The sequence below is a fragment of the Pseudomonadaceae bacterium SI-3 genome (assembly GCA_004010935.1).
Classification (GTDB): domain Bacteria; phylum Pseudomonadota; class Gammaproteobacteria; order Pseudomonadales; family Pseudomonadaceae; genus Stutzerimonas.
This window is the reverse complement of the sequence record CP026511.1, coordinates 3216336-3232157: the sequence shown is the minus strand read 5'-3', so window position 1 is coordinate 3232157 and position 15822 is coordinate 3216336. Positions and strand designations below refer to the sequence as shown.

Below are 15822 nucleotides of genomic sequence, written 5' to 3'. Positions count from 1 at the left end.
AGAAAGCCGGCGTATTCGACGCAGATGATGCGTAGAGGGAAGGTATTAGATGGTCCAGGTCAGAGCGCTTCAGCCGATCAACACCGACGGCAGCATCAACCTCGATGGCTGGCTCGATCATGTGCTGGGGATGGACCCGGCACTCGACCGCGACGCACTCAAGCAGGCCTGCGAGTTCGCCCGAGCGGCGGAGCAGCAGGCGAACGCGGCAAAGAACCTCTGGAGTGAAGGCACCTCCAGTTACCAGATTGGGCTGGAAATCGCCGAGATTCTCGCCGACCTCAAGCTTGATCAGGACAGCCTGGTCGCGGCCGTCATCTACCGCGGCGTGCGCGAAGGCAAGATCCAGCTGGCCGAGGTGCACCAGCACTTCGGCCCGGTGGTGGCGAAGCTGATCGAAGGTGTGCTGCGCATGGCGGCCATCAGCGACAGTCTCAACCCGCGCGAGTCGCTGGTGCTGGGCACACAAACCCAAGTGGAAAACCTGCGCAAGATGCTGGTGGCGATGGTCGACGACGTCCGCGTCGCGCTGATCAAGCTGGCCGAGCGAACCTGCGCCATCCGCGCGGTAAAGAACGCCGATGACGACAAGCGCCACCGCGTTGCTCGGGAAGTGTTCGATATCTATGCACCGCTGGCCCATCGCCTGGGCATCGGTCACATCAAGTGGGAGCTGGAGGACCTGTCCTTCCGCTACCTTGAGCCTGAACAGTACAAGCAGATCGCTCAGTTGCTGCATGAGCGCCGGCTGGATCGTGAGCAGTACATCCAGAACGTGGTCCAGCAACTCAAGGACGAACTGACCGCCACCGGGATCCATCCCGAAATCGACGGGCGTGCCAAGCACATCTATTCGATCTGGCGGAAGATGCAGAAGAAAGGCCTGCAGTTCAGTCAGATCTACGACGTTCGCGCCGTTCGCGTGCTGGTGCCCGAGGTTCGCGATTGCTACACCGCGCTGGGTATCGTGCACACCCTGTGGCGACACATTCCCAAGGAGTTTGACGACTACATCGCCAACCCCAAGGAGAACGGCTACCGCTCGTTGCATACCGCGGTGCTAGGGCCGGAAGGCAAGGTGCTGGAAGTGCAGATCCGCACGCAGGCCATGCACGAAGAAGCCGAGCTGGGCGTTTGCGCGCACTGGCGTTACAAGGGCACCGACGTCAAGAGCACCTCGAACCACTACGAGGAAAAGATCTCCTGGCTGCGTCAGGTGCTCGAATGGCATGAAGAGCTGGGTGATATTGGCGGTCTGGCCGATCAGCTGCGCGTCGACATCGAACCCGATCGCGTCTACGTATTCACCCCGGACGGCCATGCCATCGATCTGCCCAAGGGCGCCACACCGCTGGACTTCGCCTACCGCGTGCACACCGAGATCGGCCACAACTGCCGGGGTGCCAAGATCAATGGGCGCATCGTGCCGCTCAATTACAGCCTGCAGACCGGCGAGCAGGTCGAGATCATCACCAGCAAGCACGGCTCGCCGAGCCGCGACTGGCTGAACCCCAACCTGGGTTACATCACCACCTCGCGCTCGCGGGCGAAGATCGTCCACTGGTTCAAGCTGCAGGCCCGCGACCAGAACGTTGCGGCTGGCAAGGCGTTGCTGGAACGCGAATTGGGTCGCCTCGATCTGCCGCCGGTGGACTTCGACAAACTGGCGGAAAAAGCCAACCTGAAGACCGCTGAAGACATGTTCGCCGCACTGGGTGCCGGCGACCTGCGTCTGGCGCAATTGGTCAATCATGCCCAGCAACTGGTGGAACCGGATAGCCATAGCGACGATCAGCTTGAGCTGATCCCGAAGCGCCCCACCAGCACCAAACCGGGCAAGCGCGGCGACGTGCAGATCCAGGGTGTCGGCAATCTGCTCACGCAAATGGCGGGCTGCTGCCAGCCGCTGCCGGGCGATCCGATTGTCGGTTACATCACCTTAGGGCGCGGCGTCAGCATCCACCGCCAGGATTGCGCCTCGGTGTTGCAGCTGTCCGGACGTGAGCCGGAGCGGATCATTCAGGTCAGCTGGGGGCCGATCCCCGAGAAGACCTATCCGGCAGACATCAGCATTCGCGCCTACGACCGTTCCGGCCTGCTGCGTGACGTTTCGCAGATCCTGCTCAACGAGCGGATCAACGTACTGGCCGTCAACACCCGCTCGAACAAGGAAGACAGCACAGCGCAGATGACGCTCACCATTGAGATACCTGGGCTTGATGCGCTGGGGCGACTACTCAGCCGAATCTCGCAGCTGCCCAATATTATCGAGGCCAAGCGCCAGCGTACCTCCTGACCTACTGCGCTCGGCCATACGGCGTTGCAAGCTTGCTGAAAAATGCTCATTGGCAGAAGCCAACTCCGCTTTTTCAGCTAGCTTGCGCCTTGTCTGGCCTTCGCTCGCGACGGTCAGGTCTGTTTTTGTTTGGTATCTGATCTGAGCTGCTGCGCTCGATCTGACGTTGTTGAAGCCCAACCGAAAAATGCTCATTGGCAACAGCCAACTCCGCTTTTTCGGTTGAGATTCGCCTAGCCAGCTCTTTGCTCGTGACGCTCGGGGCCGTACGGTCGCTGCAAGAGCTCGTAACACCGTAGGGTGGATGTCGCTTTTTACATCCACCATGACGACGCTGCGGTGGATGGATGAAGCGTCATCCACCCTACAATGGCCTCAGCTTCACTCTCAGGCTTTCACCGAGGAATCTCATGTACCAGCTCAATGACCTTCTGCACCTGATGGCCCGGCTGCGTGATCCGCAGCATGGCTGCCCGTGGGATCTGCAGCAGGATTACGCCAGCATCGTGCCGCATACTCTGGAAGAAGCCTATGAGGTGGCGGATGCCATCGAGAGCGGTGACTTCGATCATTTGCCGGGTGAGCTGGGCGACTTGCTGTTCCAGGTTGTCTATTACAGCCAACTGGCGAAGGAGGAGGGCCGCTTCGAGTTCGATGCGGTCGTTGATGGCATCACCCGCAAGCTGTTGCGTCGGCACCCGCACGTGTTCCCTGACGGCGATCTCTACGGCTCGCCGGAGTTGCCCCGTCTCGACGAAGCGCAGATCAAGCAGCGTTGGGAAGAAATCAAGGCCGAGGAACGCGCGGAGAAGTCAGCAGTGCCCGAGCAACTGTCGCTGCTTGATGATGTGCCCAGCGCGTTGCCCGCCTTGAGTCGCGCCGCCAAGCTGCAGAAGCGCACCGCTCAGGTCGGCTTCGACTGGCCGGACGCGTTGCCGGTGGTGGACAAGGTGCGTGAGGAACTCGACGAAGTCCTCGAGGCCATGAGCGAGAACGACCCGGAGGCCATTGCTGAGGAAATCGGCGATTTGCTGTTCGTCACGGTCAATCTGGCGCGGCACCTGAAGGTCGATCCGGAGAATGCATTGCGAGCGGCCAATCGCAAGTTTGAGCGACGCTTTCGCTTTATCGAACAAACCTTGCGGGATAGCGGCCGGCCCATTGAAAATTGCGACCTGGAAGAGCTCGACGCGCTATGGGGCGAGGCCAAGAAAGCCGAAAAGATACCGACCTGCGGTTGATAGCCGGAGCGTAATCGTGGAAGTTGTCAGGGCCACGACCCCGCTCGGTGGATCCTGGTTGATCCGCCCTTACGTCTAATTTGAATTCACGACGAGACGAGCCGACACATGAGTCTTTCCCTTCGCGATCAGCTGCTCAAAGCCGGGCTGGTCAATGAAAAACAGGCCAAGCAGGCCGGCAAGCAACAGCAGAAACAGCAGCGCCTGGTGAAGAAAGGCCAGGCTGAGCAGGACACCTCGCAACGCGATGCGGCACTTAAGGCTCATGCCGAAAAACTCGCCCGCGACCAGGAGCTGAACCGTCAGCAGCAGGAAAAAGCCGAACAGAAGGCCCGTATCGCGCAGGTCAAGCAACTGATCGAAGGCAGCCGCTTGCCTAAGTTGACCACCGAGGACTACTACAACTTCGTCGACGACAAGAAGGTCAAGCGCCTGTCGGTGAACAAGCTGATGCGCGACAAGCTCTCCAGTGGCTCGCTGGCTATCGTCCGCCATGGCGGCGGTTATGAAGTGATCCCGCGTGAGGCAGCACTGAAGATTCAGGAGCGCGACCCGCGCCGCATCGTGCAGCTCAATGTTCAGACCGAAGCGCCGGATGCCGATGATCCTTATGCCGCTTACCAGATCCCTGACGATCTGATGTGGTAAGAGCCCGCCGATCCTCAGTGCGGCCAGTCAGTAAGGCGTATTGCCGAGGCGGTCGACCTGTTGGCTGCCGTAAGGGTCACTGTCCTTGGCTAGTGCGTTCTGGGCTCACTGCGACCACCGCGCAGGCGCCTCTGTAGAGCCAGCTTGCTGGCGAATGCGTATATCGGTTCGCGAGCAAGCTCTTTTGGCGACTGCGCTTGCGGATGTAGCCGTTAGAAGCGTTCCCGAGCACCTCCGACGGGAGGATGGATTTATGGCCGCCTTGTGGCGTCTACTGCAATAGCCCGACCGGGCTTTCGGTTACAGCAGGAGGACTCAAATGGAAACCACACGTTATTCGGAAGAGATCGATACGCTCAGCTGGCAAGCCCACGGCGTGCCCGGTGACCCCGAAGAGCCTGGCGTGCCGGACCTGCCGAGCGAGCCCGGCGAGCCGACTATCCCGGATCAGCCGCCGCCAGACCCGGTAGCCTGACAGCCATCACCACGCCGGACCAGCGGCCCGCGCGAGCAGGTCGACCACCTGCTCGTCGCTGGTTTGTTCGAAGTTGCCGTAATGACAACCAACCCCGATGAACGGCTCGGGCATTGCCAGGCAGATCAGCTCGTCCACTTCTGTTTTCAACATTTCGATCACATCCCGTGGGCCCACTGGCGCGGCTAGGACCACGTGGCTCGGCTTCGATTGCTTGAGCCCCTTCAACGCTGCCCGCACCGTGGCACCGGTGGCGATGCCATCATCGATCACGATGACGCAGCGATCCGTGAGCACGGGGGCTGGTCGCTCGCCACAGTAGCGATGCCGACGGCGTTCCAGCTCGGTCAGTTGACGCTGCATTTCTTCTTCGAACCAGCTCGGTGGTGGTGCGATCTGGTTAAGCAATTCCTGGTTGATCACCCACTTCGGCTCGGCGCCGTCGATCACCGCGCCCAGCGCCAGCTCTTCGTTACCCGGCGCGCCGATCTTGCGCACCAGCACCAGATCCAGTGGCGCCCTCAAGCGCTGCGCCACTTCGAAGGCGACCGGAACCCCTCCGCGCGGCAGGGCCAGCACCAGAGGCGAATCCGCCGCAAGGTGCTGCAGGGCTTCGGCCAACTCCTGGCCGGCATGGGTGCGGTCGCGAAACAGTTGCGATTCGGGCATTAAGACGCGCATGACTCATTCTCCGAATGGGTAGGTATCCGGAACGCTCTCTTCATCGATCTGCTGGGGGCCGATCGGTTTGACCGCGTGGGTCTGTTCGAGCCAGAGTAGGGCGTCGAACTGTTCAGACAGTATGGCTTGGAAATAATGGCTCTGGCGTTCGGTAGCCGGACGGTAGATCACCCCAATGGCCCGCTCGAGGCGCGGCCTGGCCAGTGCTTTGCGGAGCTGCGGATCATCGCGCCACGTGGTTAGCGAAGCCGGTAGTTCAGTGCGCAAGAACAGCTGCTCCCAGCTGTCCGGGCGCGACGGCCGAACCTGTTTGACCTGCATGGGTTCGTCCCAGTTGTCAGCCGCTGCCACCTCGCCGCGGTCGGTACCCATGCCGATCAGCACCGCATCGCGACCGAAGGCGGTGCGGCACAGCTCACCGATATTGAATTCGCCGCCCCAGCCCATGGAGGTCGAAGCGGCGTTGCCGATGTGCGAGTTGTGCGCCCAGACCACCGCCTTGGCACCCTCACCGCGATGCGCCAGTAGGGCCTGCAAGGTGTCGAACATGTGCCGATCACGCAGGTTCCACGATTCGGTCGAGCCCTGGTACATGGCTCGGTAGTACTGCTCGGCGGCGAGCACGACGCGTGCATTCTGCTCGGCATTGAAGAAGCTGCTGCCGTCCTTCTTCATGTATTCCAGCCGCTGGTCGAGCAAGGCGCGTAGCTGTTCGACCACGGCGCTCTCGCAGGAGGGTTCGCCGCGCATCACGTTGCGACCGTAGATCGCCGGCTCGTCATGCCAAGGGCTGAGACAGCCATATCGGCGCCGCGCGGTCGCGGCGGCGTCCGGGTCGACCCGGTCGAGATAGCCGACCACCTCCTGGATCGAGGCACCCAGGCTGTAGACGTCCAGCCCGCGAAATTCCACCCGTTGTTCGGCGGGTAGGCCATCGTTGTGGTCACGCAGCCAACGGGCGAAATCAGCGACCTCCTGGTTGCGCCACATCCAGATCGGAAAGCGTTTGAAGCCTTCCTCGACCCAGGCGGGTGGCTGGTGTTGACGCACGTAGCGGTCGATCTTTGCCGCATCCGGCCAGTCGGCTTCGACGGCGACGATGCTGAAGCCGTGTCGCTCGATCAATCGGCGGGTTATCGCCGCTCGGGCGCGGTAGAACTCCGACGTGCCGTGGCTGGCTTCGCCGATCAACACCACCCGTGCGTCAGCGAACTGCTCGAAGGCGTCGGCAAATTCCGGATCATCAATGGCAGGCAATACGGTTGCGCTACGGCGCAGCAGCTCTACCAGCTGTTCCTCGGTCGTTTCTTTAGATCGTGGACGTGACTGGATCATGGTCTCGTCTCCTGGTCTGCTTTCTAGGATGACCGACGGCGGATTGCCCCGTTCAGACCGTCCGGCAGCTGATTCAACAAGCACAAGCGGCAGAACTGAATGCGACGAACTAGTCTCTAACCAAAGCGACGCCAATCTCGGCGAGCGAGTTTCCGCCGAAGGCGCTAAGACACGAGGGGCACCCATGACGACTTGGATCATCGCTTACAGCAAAGACGGCAATACCTCCATTCTGCGGACCGAATCCGATCGCCAGCCGGATATAGACGAGGCAGTAGAGCTGGTTACCCGCAAGGCCGAGCAGGATTACGCCGGAGAAGAAGATGCCTACGAGCACGACCCCGATGTGGAGGAGACCCCTGCCACACGTTTGAGCGAGCGCTTTGGTATCACCGTAACCGGCATCTCACAGGCTTAAACCCACGTCACGCCACCTGCCATACCCCATCACCCCCAACCACGAAAAGACGCCGGCCCGGGTCGGCGTCTACTTCCATCATTCCGGTGAAGCTGCCGAAGGCCGGCAGCAGGCTGACCCGCTCGCCTAGGCAGAAACAGGGTAGACGCAACGACTGACGGCCGCGTCCATGCAGGCGGAACGCCGGGTGCAGATGGCCTGCCAGGACGTGATGGCTGGGATGCGGATCGGGTTCGTGTTGCAGGGCGAACGGGCCGAGCAGCAGCGGTTCGGGGACCACGGTCATTGCCAGGCTGGCAGGCGGGTCGCCGGCGCGACGGTCGTGGTTGCCCCGTATCAGGGTCACCGCAAGCTCTGGGTGTCTGGCGCGCCAGTCGAGCAATTGGCTGAGCGTGGCGGGCGTCTGTGATTCCGGCGCATGGAGGAAATCACCGAGGAAAATCAGCTGCTCGCAGCGGTAGCGGTCGAGCAGGGCGTCGAGCCGTTGCAGGTTGGCCTGGGTGGTGCCGTGTGGCACCGGTTGGCCAAGACGACGATAGGCAGCGGCCTTGCCGAAATGGATATCGGCGATCAGCAGTGCTTTTCGATCAGGCCAATAGATGGCTTTGTCGGGGAGCAACCAGAGCTCCGTCTGCTCGAGTTCGATGGGTAGGTGCGGGGTCATGTGGCCGAGTTTATCGCGGGCGGTTGCGGGTTCCCATCGCTGGGCGGCGTTCGCGGGCAAGCTCGCTCCTACGGTTCCCTGCATGGGTCCCGAGGCCTCGAGAGCGCTCATGGGGGGCGGCAAAGTGATGTGTCCGATGGCGTATGCCAGTAGGCCGAGCGTGGATTAGCGGTGAACTGAGCGTACGCCGGCAAGCTTGCGCTTACCCGGGCGTCTCCTCACGTAGCAGCGGAGCGATCCATCGGGCGTGTCTATCGGGTGGCGCGTCGCGCCTTTTTCGGCCTTGGCGTGCCGTCCTTGGTTGCGCGCGGTTTGCGCTTGGGGCTGGTTTCCCGTTCCACGGCAATACTGGCGTCGCCCTCTGGCTGATAGCCACCGGGACCTGCTGCCTTGTCCAATTCCGCGACCATGCGGCGGATGCGATCAGCGAGCTTTTCCGAACTCATGCTTTCGCGGAAGCGTTCGACCATAAGCGGGAACGCAAGCGGCGTTGTGCGCTTGACCGGGTGAATGTCCAATTGCCGCTGTTGCAGACGGTTCATGGTCTGCTCCAGTCGCTCGACTTCCAACTCCTGGCGCAGCACTTCTTCCTCGGCCTGATTCAATAGGAGATTGGCCGGGTCGTACTGGCGAAACACGTCGAAGAACAGGCCGCTGGAGGCCTGCAGTTGGCGCGCGCTTTTCTGAGCCCCGGGGTAGCCGGAGAAGACCAGTCCGGCGATCCGCGCAATCTCCCGGAAACGACGGCGCGCCAGCTCACCGGCATTGAGGCTGGCAAGCACGTCATGCAGCAGATTGTCCTGACTGAACAGATCAGGCGTCAGCCACTGCAACCAGTCCACTTCGGTCGCCGAGAGCAGTTCGAACCCGTAGTCATTGACGGCGATGGAGAAGGTCAGCGGCTGGTGCTGGCCCATGCGCCAGGCCAGCAGGCTGGCGAGCCCCAGATGTACGTGGCGACCCGCGAAAGGGTAGAGGAAAAGGTGCCAGCCCTCGCGGGACTTCATCACCTCGGCCAGCAGGGTGGTTTCGGTGGGCAGCGCCGACCAGTCCATCTGCACGCGCAGCAACGGCTCGACCAGACGCATCTCGGGCGTGGTGAACTGCCCGCGCGAGGCGGCGCCGAGCTGCTCGACCACCGCATCGGCCAGTTCGCTGGACAGCGGCATCCGACCGCCGTTCCAGCGTGGCACGGCGGCTTTTTTGCCCGTGGCGCGACTGACGTAGGCGGTCATGTTCTCCACCCGCACCAGTTCCAGCAGGCGCCCACCGAAGAGAAAATTGTCGCCGGGCCGCAAGCGCGCGACGAACCCTTCCTCGATGGTGCCCAGCGAACGGCCGCCGCCTCCCTTGGCCCAGAATTTCACCGTCAGGCTGGCATCGCTGACGATGGTGCCGATGCCCATGCGATGACGCAGCGCCACGCGGCGGCTCGGGACCTTCCACAGCCCGGTCTCGTCCGGCTCGACACGCTGGTAATCCGGGTAGGCGGTTAGCGAATGCCCGCCATGACGGACGAAGGCCAGCGCCCACTGCCAGTGCTCGTCGTTCAGCTCCCGGTAGGACCAGGCCTGGCGCACTTCGGCAAACAACTCGTCAGGTCGAAAGCCTCCGCCCAGCGCCATACTCACCAAGTGTTGCACCAGCACATCGAGCGGTCGCTGCGGGGCGCTGCGGGCTTCGATCCGGCGTTCGGCAATGGCGACCTGCGCAGCGGCGGCTTCTATCACTTCCACGCTATGGGTGGGGACCAGCGTGACACGGGAGGTGCGCCCCGGTGCATGACCCGAGCGCCCGGCGCGCTGCATAAGCCGCGCCACGCCTTTAGGCGAACCGATCTGCAACACCCGCTCGACCGGGAGAAAGTCGACCCCAAGATCCAGGCTTGAGGTGCAAACGACAGCCTTGAGCGCGCCTTGCTTGAGGCCCAGTTCTACCCAGTCACGTACCTCGCGCGACAGCGAGCCATGGTGCAGCGCGATCAGCCCGGCCCAGTCCGGCCGCGCACCGAGAATCGCCTGATACCAGATCTCCGACTGAGAGCGGGTATTGGTAAAGACCAGTGTCGTGGCGGCGGAGTCGATCTCTTCGACCACCTGCGGCAGCATGCGCAGACCCAAGTGACCGGCCCAGGGGAAGCGCTCGATGCTCGCGGGCAGCAAGGTGTCGATCCGCAGATCCTTGTCGACCTTGCCTTGTACCAGCTTGCCGCTGTTCGGGTGCAGCAGCACCTCCGACGCATGCGGCTGATTTCCCAAGGTGGCCGATAGCCCCCAGACGATCAGTTCTGGCATCCATTGGCGCAGCCGCGCCAGCGCCAGTTGCAACTGCACGCCGCGCTTGTTGCCCAGCAACTCGTGCCACTCGTCCACTACCAACATGCGCAGCCCGGCGAATGCTTGGCGCGCGTCGGCGCGGGTCAGCAGCAGGGTGAGGCTTTCCGGGGTCGTGACCAGCGCACTGGGCAGCCTTCTTCCCTGGCGCGCCCGTTCTGAACTGCTGGTATCACCGGTTCGCAGGCCGATGCTCCAGTTGATGCCGAGGTCGTCCAACGGGGCTTGCAACGCGCGGGCCGTGTCAGCGGCCAGCGCGCGCATGGGTGTGATCCAGAGGACGGTGAGCGGCGCAGGTTTGTCCGATGGCTTGGCAGACGGCTGCGGGTCTTCTGTGGACCAATCGGCTACGGGAGAAGCGAATCGATTGAGCGCGCCAAGCCAGACGGCGTAAGTCTTGCCCGAGCCCGTGGTGGCATGGAGCACGCCCGATTCGCCCTTGTGTACTGCCTGCCAGACCTGCTGCTGGAAAGGGAACGGCTTCCAGTTGCGGTTGGCAAACCAACGGTCGGCAAGCGACGCGGGCGTCTTACTCATAACCTGAAGGCCACCCGATGAAAGCGAAGGGCGTGCTTCCGCTTTTCGTAGGAGCGAGCTTGCTCGCGAACCTCGGATTCCGCAGGGTTGCTGATCGCCAGCAAGCTGGCTCCTACAGGGGAGTCGTGCTTCGGCTTTTGGTAGGAGCGAGCTTGCTCGCGATCCTCGGATTCCGTGGGGGTGGTGATCGCCAGCAAGCTGGCTCCTACAGGGGAGTCGTGCTTCTGCTTTTCGTAGGAGCGAGCTTGCTCGCGATCCTCGGATTCCGCAGGATTGCTGATCGCCAGCAAGCTGGCTCCTACATGGGCGTCATGCTTCTGCTTTTCGTAGGAGCGAGCTTGCTCGCGAACCTCGGACTCCGCGCGGATGGTGATCGCCAGCAAGCTGGCTCCTACAGGGGACTCGTGCTTCCGCTTTTCGTAGGAGCGAGCTTGCTCGCGATCCTTGGGCTCCGCGCGGATGGTGCTCGCCAGCAAGCTGGCTCCTACATGGGCGTCATGCTTCTGCCCGACTTCTCTAGGCCGCTTCATCCGAGCAATTCCTTTAGCGTCTCCAGCGTATCGGCCTCATCCACCGGCTTGTCGAGACGCCAGCGCAGCATGCGGGGGAAGCGCACGGCGATGCCGCTTTTGTGTCGGCTGCTGGCGGCAATACCTTCGAAGCCCAATTCGAACACTAGCGTTGGCGTCACGCTGCGAACAGGGCCGAACTTCTCTACGGTGGTCTTGCGCACGATGGCGTCGACCTTGCGCATTTCCTCGTCGGTCAGCCCGGAATAGGCCTTGGCGAAGGGCACCAGCTTGCGCTCGGGGTCGCCTGGCTCGCCGTCCCAGACGGCAAAGGTGTAGTCGGTATAGAGGCTGGCGCGTCGCCCGTGCCCGCGTTGGGCGTAGATCAGCACGGCATCGATGGAATACGGATCGATCTTCCATTTCCACCAGACGCCGACGTCTTTGGTCCGGCCAACGCCATACTGCGCGGCACGCGCCTTGATCATCATGCCCTCGACGCCAAGCGCGCGTGACGCCTCGCGCTGGCGTGCCAGATCGGTCCAGTCACGGCCGGTCACCAGCGGCGACAGCATCAGCCGTGGATTGGGGCATTGCGCGACGACGGATTCGAGCTGTTGCCGACGTTCGTGGTGCGCTCGCTGGCGCCAGTCGTCGCCCTGCCATTCCAGGAGGTCATAACTGAGCACCGCAACCGGGGCGTCCTGCAGCACTTTGGCGGTCAGGTTCTTTCGGCCGATCCGCTGTTGCAGCAGGGCGAAGGGCTGCACGCCGAAGCGCTCGGTTGCTTCGCTATCGTCGCGAGTGGGCTGCTGGAAAAAGTCGGTCGCACGCTCGCCGGGCGCGTGCTTCCAGACCAGTATCTCGCCATCGATCACCGTGCCGTCCGGTAGGCAGCCGGCCAGCTCGCAGAGTTCCGGAAAGCGCTCGCTGACCAGCTCTTCGCCGCGCGACCAGACCCAGATCTGCCCGTCGCGCTTGACCAGCTGGGCGCGGATGCCGTCCCACTTCCACTCGATGAACCAGTTCTCTGGCGCACCGAGCAACGTGTCGAACTCCTCGACCGGCGCCTGCAACGGATGGGCGAGGAAAAACGGGTAGGGCTGGCCGCCGCGTTGTGCATGCTCGTGTTCGGACTCTTCGGCGACCAGTGCGCGGTAGCCTTCAGCGCTGGGACGATGAGACAGGTCGGTGTATCCCACCAGCCGTTGCGCGACGCGTTTGGGGTCGAGATCGCCCAGCGAGGCCAGCGCGCGGGTGACCAGTAGTTTCGACACGCCGACGCGAAAGGCGCCAGTGATCAGTTTGATGCAGACCATCAGGCTCAGTCGATCCAGCTGTGCCCAGAGTGCGGGCAGGCGTTCGGTCAGCTCTTCCGGCGGCAGGCCGCGCAGCGGCAGCAACTTGTCCTGCATCCACACGGCAAGCCCGTCGTCGGAACTGTGCTCGGCTTCGGGCATCAGCAGTGAGATGGTTTCGGCCATATCGCCGACCGCCTGGTAACTTTCCTCGAACAGCCATTCCGGCAACACAGAGGCATGCATGGCGGTTTCGCGCAGTACCCGTGTCGGGACCAGTTGGCGCGGGCGGCCGCCGGCCAGAAAGTAGACCGCCCAGGCCGCGTCGGCGGGATCGGCGTCGCGGAAGTAGTCCCGCATCGCCGCGAGCTTGGCGTTGCTTGAGGTGGTGGCATCGAGGCGGCTGTATAGAGTGGCGAAAGCTTTCATTTCGGCCCGCCTTTAGCGGCGGAGGCAGCCTCTTCGCGAGCAAGCTCGCTTCTGCGAGGGTGGTGGCGAAGCGCGGTGTTGATACTCTTTGGTAGGAGCCAGCTTGCTGGCGATCCATGGCGACGCAAGGGTTCCGGATCGCGAGCAAGCTCGCTCCTACAGGGGCGGCGTCGTATTTCAGCGGCGGTTTTCTTCCGTAGGAAGCGTAAGGCACGACTGCGGGTCATTCGGCCTCCTGGGACGTGGCGTCATCCTCATCACCGTATTCGGTCTCGAAGGCCTGGGCGTCGAGGCCGCGCATCTCACGCAGGTAGCGCACCAGGACCGCAACTGAACCATGGGTCACCATCACCCGCTCGGCGCCGGTCTGCTCGATGGCCCAGAGCAGGCCCGGCCAGTCGGCATGATCGGAGAGCACAAAGCCGCGGTCGACCCCGCGCCGGCGACGGGTGCCGCGCAGCATCATCCAGCCACTGGCAAAGGCGTCGGCGTAGTCACCGAAGCGGCGCATCCAGGTGCTGCCGCCGGCGGAGGGCGGGGCGAGGATGATGGCGTGCTTCAAACGCGGGTCACCTTTTTTCAGGTCGCCGGCATAGACGGTGGGTGGCAGATAGATGCCGCCTTCGCGGTAAACCTTGTTCAGCGGCTCGACGGCGCCATGGACGACGATGGTGCCGATGCTTTCGTCCAGGCCATGCAGGATGCGCTGCGCTTTGCCGAAGGCGTAGCAGAACAGCACGCTGGCGCGCCCGGCCGCCGCGTTGGCTCGCCACCAGTCGTTGATCTCGCGGAATATCTCGGCCTGGGAGGGCCATTTGTAGATCGGCAGACCAAAGGTCGATTCAGTGATGAAGGTGTGGCAGCGCACCGGCTCGAAGGGTGCGCAAGTGCCGTCCGGCTCCACCTTGTAGTCGCCCGAGGCGACCCAGACTTCGCCCTTGTATTCCAGTCGTACCTGGGCGGAACCGAGCACATGGCCGGCGGGATGGAAGCTGAGCCTGACCCCGTGGTGCTCGATGGACTCGCCATACGCCAGCGTCTGCAGTGGCATGTCAGCGGCGATGCGTGAGCGCAGGATGCCTTCGCTGTCGCGGGAGGCCAGGTAATGGCCCATGCCCCAGCGCGCGTGGTCGCCGTGGGCGTGGGTAATGACGGCGCGCTCTACCGGCCGCCATGGGTCGATGTAGAAATCACCAGGCGGGCAATACAGGCCTTCGGGGCGGGCAACGACAAGATCCATGAATACAGACACTTTGCGGGCTTGTAGCGTTGGAGCGCGGGTCGGCGTTGGGAGTTCGCCTGCAAGGTCGCGTCGGTGGGCTGAAGCCCACCCTACAGGGCCGGGAGGTCGCCTCTGGTCAGGTGGGTGGAGTAAAAGCCATCCTGCGGGGCGGGGATCAGTCCACCAACTTCAGATGGGAGGTGTCCGGCACAGGCGCATCGCTGGCACGGCGCCGTTCGCCCATATCGCTGCCCACCGGTGCCAGGCTGAACTGTGACAAGTCGACAACAGGCGGCTGCACGGGCGCGCGGGCGTCCTGAAGATCGACGCCGACCGGTGCAATGCCGAAGTCCGGCGCCTCGACGTCGACGAAGGCCGCCATGTATTCGTCGCGCGGAGCGACCCTCAACGGTTGTGGCGATGCTGCAGGGGCAGACGGCTGTTGTGCCGGAACTGCGTCTTCCGACGGCGGCGGGGCGAGCTCGATTTCCTCGACTTCCACCGGCATCGGTCGCACTTCGGCAATGGCACCCGCGCGGGCCATGGCCTGGCGATACTTCTCGACGCTGGCATGGTCGAGGTCCTGCTTGATCACGATCCGCCGACCGGAAAACAGCACGGCGATGCGCTGGGCGTCGGCCTGAAACAGGCGAGTCAGGTTGGCCTCGACCTGCTCCAGCTTTGCGCCCGGAGCGAGTTCGCCGGAAAACGATATTTCATAGCGGCTCATGATAGAGGCCCTTTTGACTGCCAAGGAAAGGATGCGCTGATCATAGAGCCTGGCACTGACGCTTGAAAGCCAGCGGGTTGGTCGTGCTGTCTGTGCTGCGACGTCGTTGGCATGCCGGGTCCGTCAGCCCCGATGGTGGTCTTCGACGGGCGACACAAAGGCTGTCCCGTATCAGCTGCCCAAAGCTTGGCTGGGTAATAATGCAACGCCGTCGGCACTTTCTCCCCGTCCAGCCCAAGGATCGCGAACTCATGGTGGTATTCGAAATCAAGTCGCTCAGCCCGGAAACCTACCGGCAGAAGACGCGACGCAGCACGCTGGTTGTCGCCGTGACCTTTGCAGTGCTGGCGATGGGGCTGGCGACCCTGGCCGTTGCGCTGTTCGGCGAGGCGGGTGCAGATAACCTGAAGTGGAACGTGGCAGGGGTCGTGGCCGGTTTGCTGCTGACTGCCGCATTGGTGCGCTTTGTCTATCTGCAGCAGTCCTGGATGGCTTGCGCTGCTTACGGCTGGAACCTCAAACGCAGCCTGATGAGCGTCACTAACGTCATGCACCATGTCACGGCGGGTGTGGCAGCAGGTGATCCCGAGGCGATAAAACTGCTGCGGTTCTACCATCTCGGGCTGACGCAGATGCATCAGCTGGATGGCAACAGCGCCTCGCTCAGCGAAGTGATAGAAGAAATCAATCAGCATCGCGACATGATGGAAGCGCGCGGGATGGATATTGATCAAAACCGTCTGGATGACGCCTGGCTAGCCTCCGTGAAGCGTTTCCCCGCAGGAAAGTGACCCTGTGAGGCGGGTCACTGACGAAGTGGTCCGATCCCGTCCATGCCAGCCGCGCTTGCCGATTGGCTGGCGTACCCCCCGGCGGCCTGATCAACTGATCGCTGCCGGTTCCTGGTGAGACGAACGGCGTGCCCCGCACACCTGTAATCCCGAATGCCCATAGCGGCGCGCTGCAATGGCTGCGCCGCCGTTGGATAGCGCTGGTTGTAATCCAT

Annotated in this window: 14 protein-coding genes; 5 read left to right on the top strand and 9 right to left on the bottom strand. The window is 62.9% G+C overall.

The window, feature by feature from the left end; genetic code table 11:
• Positions 1 to 49: 49 nt before the first annotated feature.
• The 3 genes from C1896_15170 to C1896_15160 all read left to right on the top strand — a co-directional run bounded on the left by C1896_15170 (position 50) and on the right by C1896_15160 (position 4185).
• Positions 50 to 2296, top strand: coding sequence for a GTP diphosphokinase (locus C1896_15170; protein ID AZZ46123.1), 2247 nt, complete (start codon positions 50 to 52; stop codon positions 2294 to 2296).
• Between the two features lie 410 nt (positions 2297 to 2706).
• Positions 2707 to 3537: a nucleoside triphosphate pyrophosphohydrolase gene (locus C1896_15165; GenBank protein AZZ46122.1), complete on the top strand. Its 831-nt coding sequence runs from the start codon at positions 2707 to 2709 to the stop codon at positions 3535 to 3537.
• Positions 3538 to 3645: 108 nt separating this feature from the next.
• Entirely contained in the window at positions 3646 to 4185 is a 540-nt protein-coding gene (locus C1896_15160; protein ID AZZ46121.1) for a DUF2058 domain-containing protein, read from the top strand.
• A 481-nt stretch (positions 4186 to 4666) separates the two neighbouring features.
• Here the strand turns inward: C1896_15160 and C1896_15155 are convergent, their stop codons facing one another.
• Positions 4667 to 5341 carry a phosphoribosyltransferase gene (locus C1896_15155; GenBank protein AZZ46120.1) on the bottom strand — a complete coding sequence of 225 codons (675 nt, stop codon included), beginning with the start codon at positions 5339 to 5341 and terminating at the stop codon, positions 4667 to 4669.
• Between the two features lie 3 nt (positions 5342 to 5344).
• Complete coding sequence (locus tag C1896_15150) at positions 5345 to 6676, bottom strand: carboxylic ester hydrolase (GenBank protein AZZ46119.1); 1332 nt, start codon at positions 6674 to 6676, stop codon at positions 5345 to 5347.
• A gap of 184 nt (positions 6677 to 6860) precedes the next feature.
• On the opposite strand from C1896_15150, the gene C1896_15145 reads away from it, so the two are divergent.
• Complete coding sequence (locus C1896_15145; GenBank protein AZZ46118.1) at positions 6861 to 7094, top strand: hypothetical protein; 234 nt, start codon at positions 6861 to 6863, stop codon at positions 7092 to 7094.
• 7 nt (positions 7095 to 7101) lie between these two features.
• On the opposite strand, the gene C1896_15140 is transcribed toward C1896_15145, so the two are convergent.
• From C1896_15140 to C1896_15115, 6 genes are all read right to left on the bottom strand, one after another.
• Positions 7102 to 7758: a DEAD/DEAH box helicase gene (locus C1896_15140; protein AZZ47690.1), complete on the bottom strand. Its 657-nt coding sequence runs from the start codon at positions 7756 to 7758 to the stop codon at positions 7102 to 7104.
• A gap of 251 nt (positions 7759 to 8009) precedes the next feature.
• Positions 8010 to 10628, bottom strand: a complete 2619-nt coding sequence (locus C1896_15135) for a DNA ligase-associated DEXH box helicase (protein AZZ46117.1) — start codon at positions 10626 to 10628, stop codon at positions 8010 to 8012.
• Entirely contained in the window at positions 10625 to 11158 is a 534-nt protein-coding gene (locus C1896_15130; protein ID AZZ46116.1) for a hypothetical protein, read from the bottom strand. Before C1896_15130 ends, C1896_15135 begins: the two co-directional genes overlap by 4 nt.
• Positions 11155 to 12864, bottom strand: coding sequence for an ATP-dependent DNA ligase (locus tag C1896_15125; protein AZZ46115.1), 1710 nt, complete (start codon positions 12862 to 12864; stop codon positions 11155 to 11157). The genes C1896_15130 and C1896_15125 overlap by 4 nt, the downstream gene beginning before the upstream one ends.
• A 223-nt stretch (positions 12865 to 13087) precedes the next feature.
• Positions 13088 to 14104, bottom strand: a complete 1017-nt coding sequence (locus C1896_15120; GenBank protein ID AZZ46114.1) for a DNA ligase-associated DEXH box helicase — start codon at positions 14102 to 14104, stop codon at positions 13088 to 13090.
• Positions 14105 to 14261: 157 nt separating this feature from the next.
• Entirely contained in the window at positions 14262 to 14816 is a 555-nt protein-coding gene (locus tag C1896_15115) for a hypothetical protein (protein AZZ46113.1), read from the bottom strand.
• A 251-nt stretch (positions 14817 to 15067) separates the two neighbouring features.
• Here C1896_15115 and C1896_15110 point away from each other — a divergent pair, with 251 nt between their 5' ends.
• Complete coding sequence (locus tag C1896_15110) at positions 15068 to 15607, top strand: DUF3087 domain-containing protein (protein AZZ46112.1); 540 nt, start codon at positions 15068 to 15070, stop codon at positions 15605 to 15607.
• Between the two features lie 14 nt (positions 15608 to 15621).
• Here the strand turns inward: C1896_15110 and C1896_15105 are convergent, their stop codons facing one another.
• Positions 15622 to 15822 (bottom strand): hypothetical protein, encoded by a 201-nt coding sequence (locus C1896_15105; GenBank protein AZZ46111.1) that lies wholly within the window; start codon positions 15820 to 15822, stop codon positions 15622 to 15624.

Coding starts and splice junctions, on each gene's coding strand:
- C1896_15170 (AZZ46123.1), top strand. CDS start 50: ATGGTCCAGGTCAGAGCGCTTCAGCCGATCAACACCGACGGCAGCATC.
- C1896_15165 (AZZ46122.1), top strand. CDS start 2,707: ATGTACCAGCTCAATGACCTTCTGCACCTGATGGCCCGGCTGCGTGAT.
- C1896_15160 (AZZ46121.1), top strand. CDS start 3,646: ATGAGTCTTTCCCTTCGCGATCAGCTGCTCAAAGCCGGGCTGGTCAAT.
- C1896_15155 (AZZ46120.1), bottom strand. CDS start 5,341: ATGCGCGTCTTAATGCCCGAATCGCAACTGTTTCGCGACCGCACCCAT.
- C1896_15150 (AZZ46119.1), bottom strand. CDS start 6,676: ATGATCCAGTCACGTCCACGATCTAAAGAAACGACCGAGGAACAGCTG.
- C1896_15145 (AZZ46118.1), top strand. CDS start 6,861: ATGACGACTTGGATCATCGCTTACAGCAAAGACGGCAATACCTCCATT.
- C1896_15140 (AZZ47690.1), bottom strand. CDS start 7,758: ATGACCCCGCACCTACCCATCGAACTCGAGCAGACGGAGCTCTGGTTG.
- C1896_15135 (AZZ46117.1), bottom strand. CDS start 10,628: ATGAGTAAGACGCCCGCGTCGCTTGCCGACCGTTGGTTTGCCAACCGC.
- C1896_15130 (AZZ46116.1), bottom strand. CDS start 11,158: ATGAAGCGGCCTAGAGAAGTCGGGCAGAAGCATGACGCCCATGTAGGA.
- C1896_15125 (AZZ46115.1), bottom strand. CDS start 12,864: ATGAAAGCTTTCGCCACTCTATACAGCCGCCTCGATGCCACCACCTCA.
- C1896_15120 (AZZ46114.1), bottom strand. CDS start 14,104: ATGGATCTTGTCGTTGCCCGCCCCGAAGGCCTGTATTGCCCGCCTGGT.
- C1896_15115 (AZZ46113.1), bottom strand. CDS start 14,816: ATGAGCCGCTATGAAATATCGTTTTCCGGCGAACTCGCTCCGGGCGCA.
- C1896_15110 (AZZ46112.1), top strand. CDS start 15,068: ATGGTGGTATTCGAAATCAAGTCGCTCAGCCCGGAAACCTACCGGCAG.
- C1896_15105 (AZZ46111.1), bottom strand. CDS start 15,822: ATGGATTACAACCAGCGCTATCCAACGGCGGCGCAGCCATTGCAGCGC.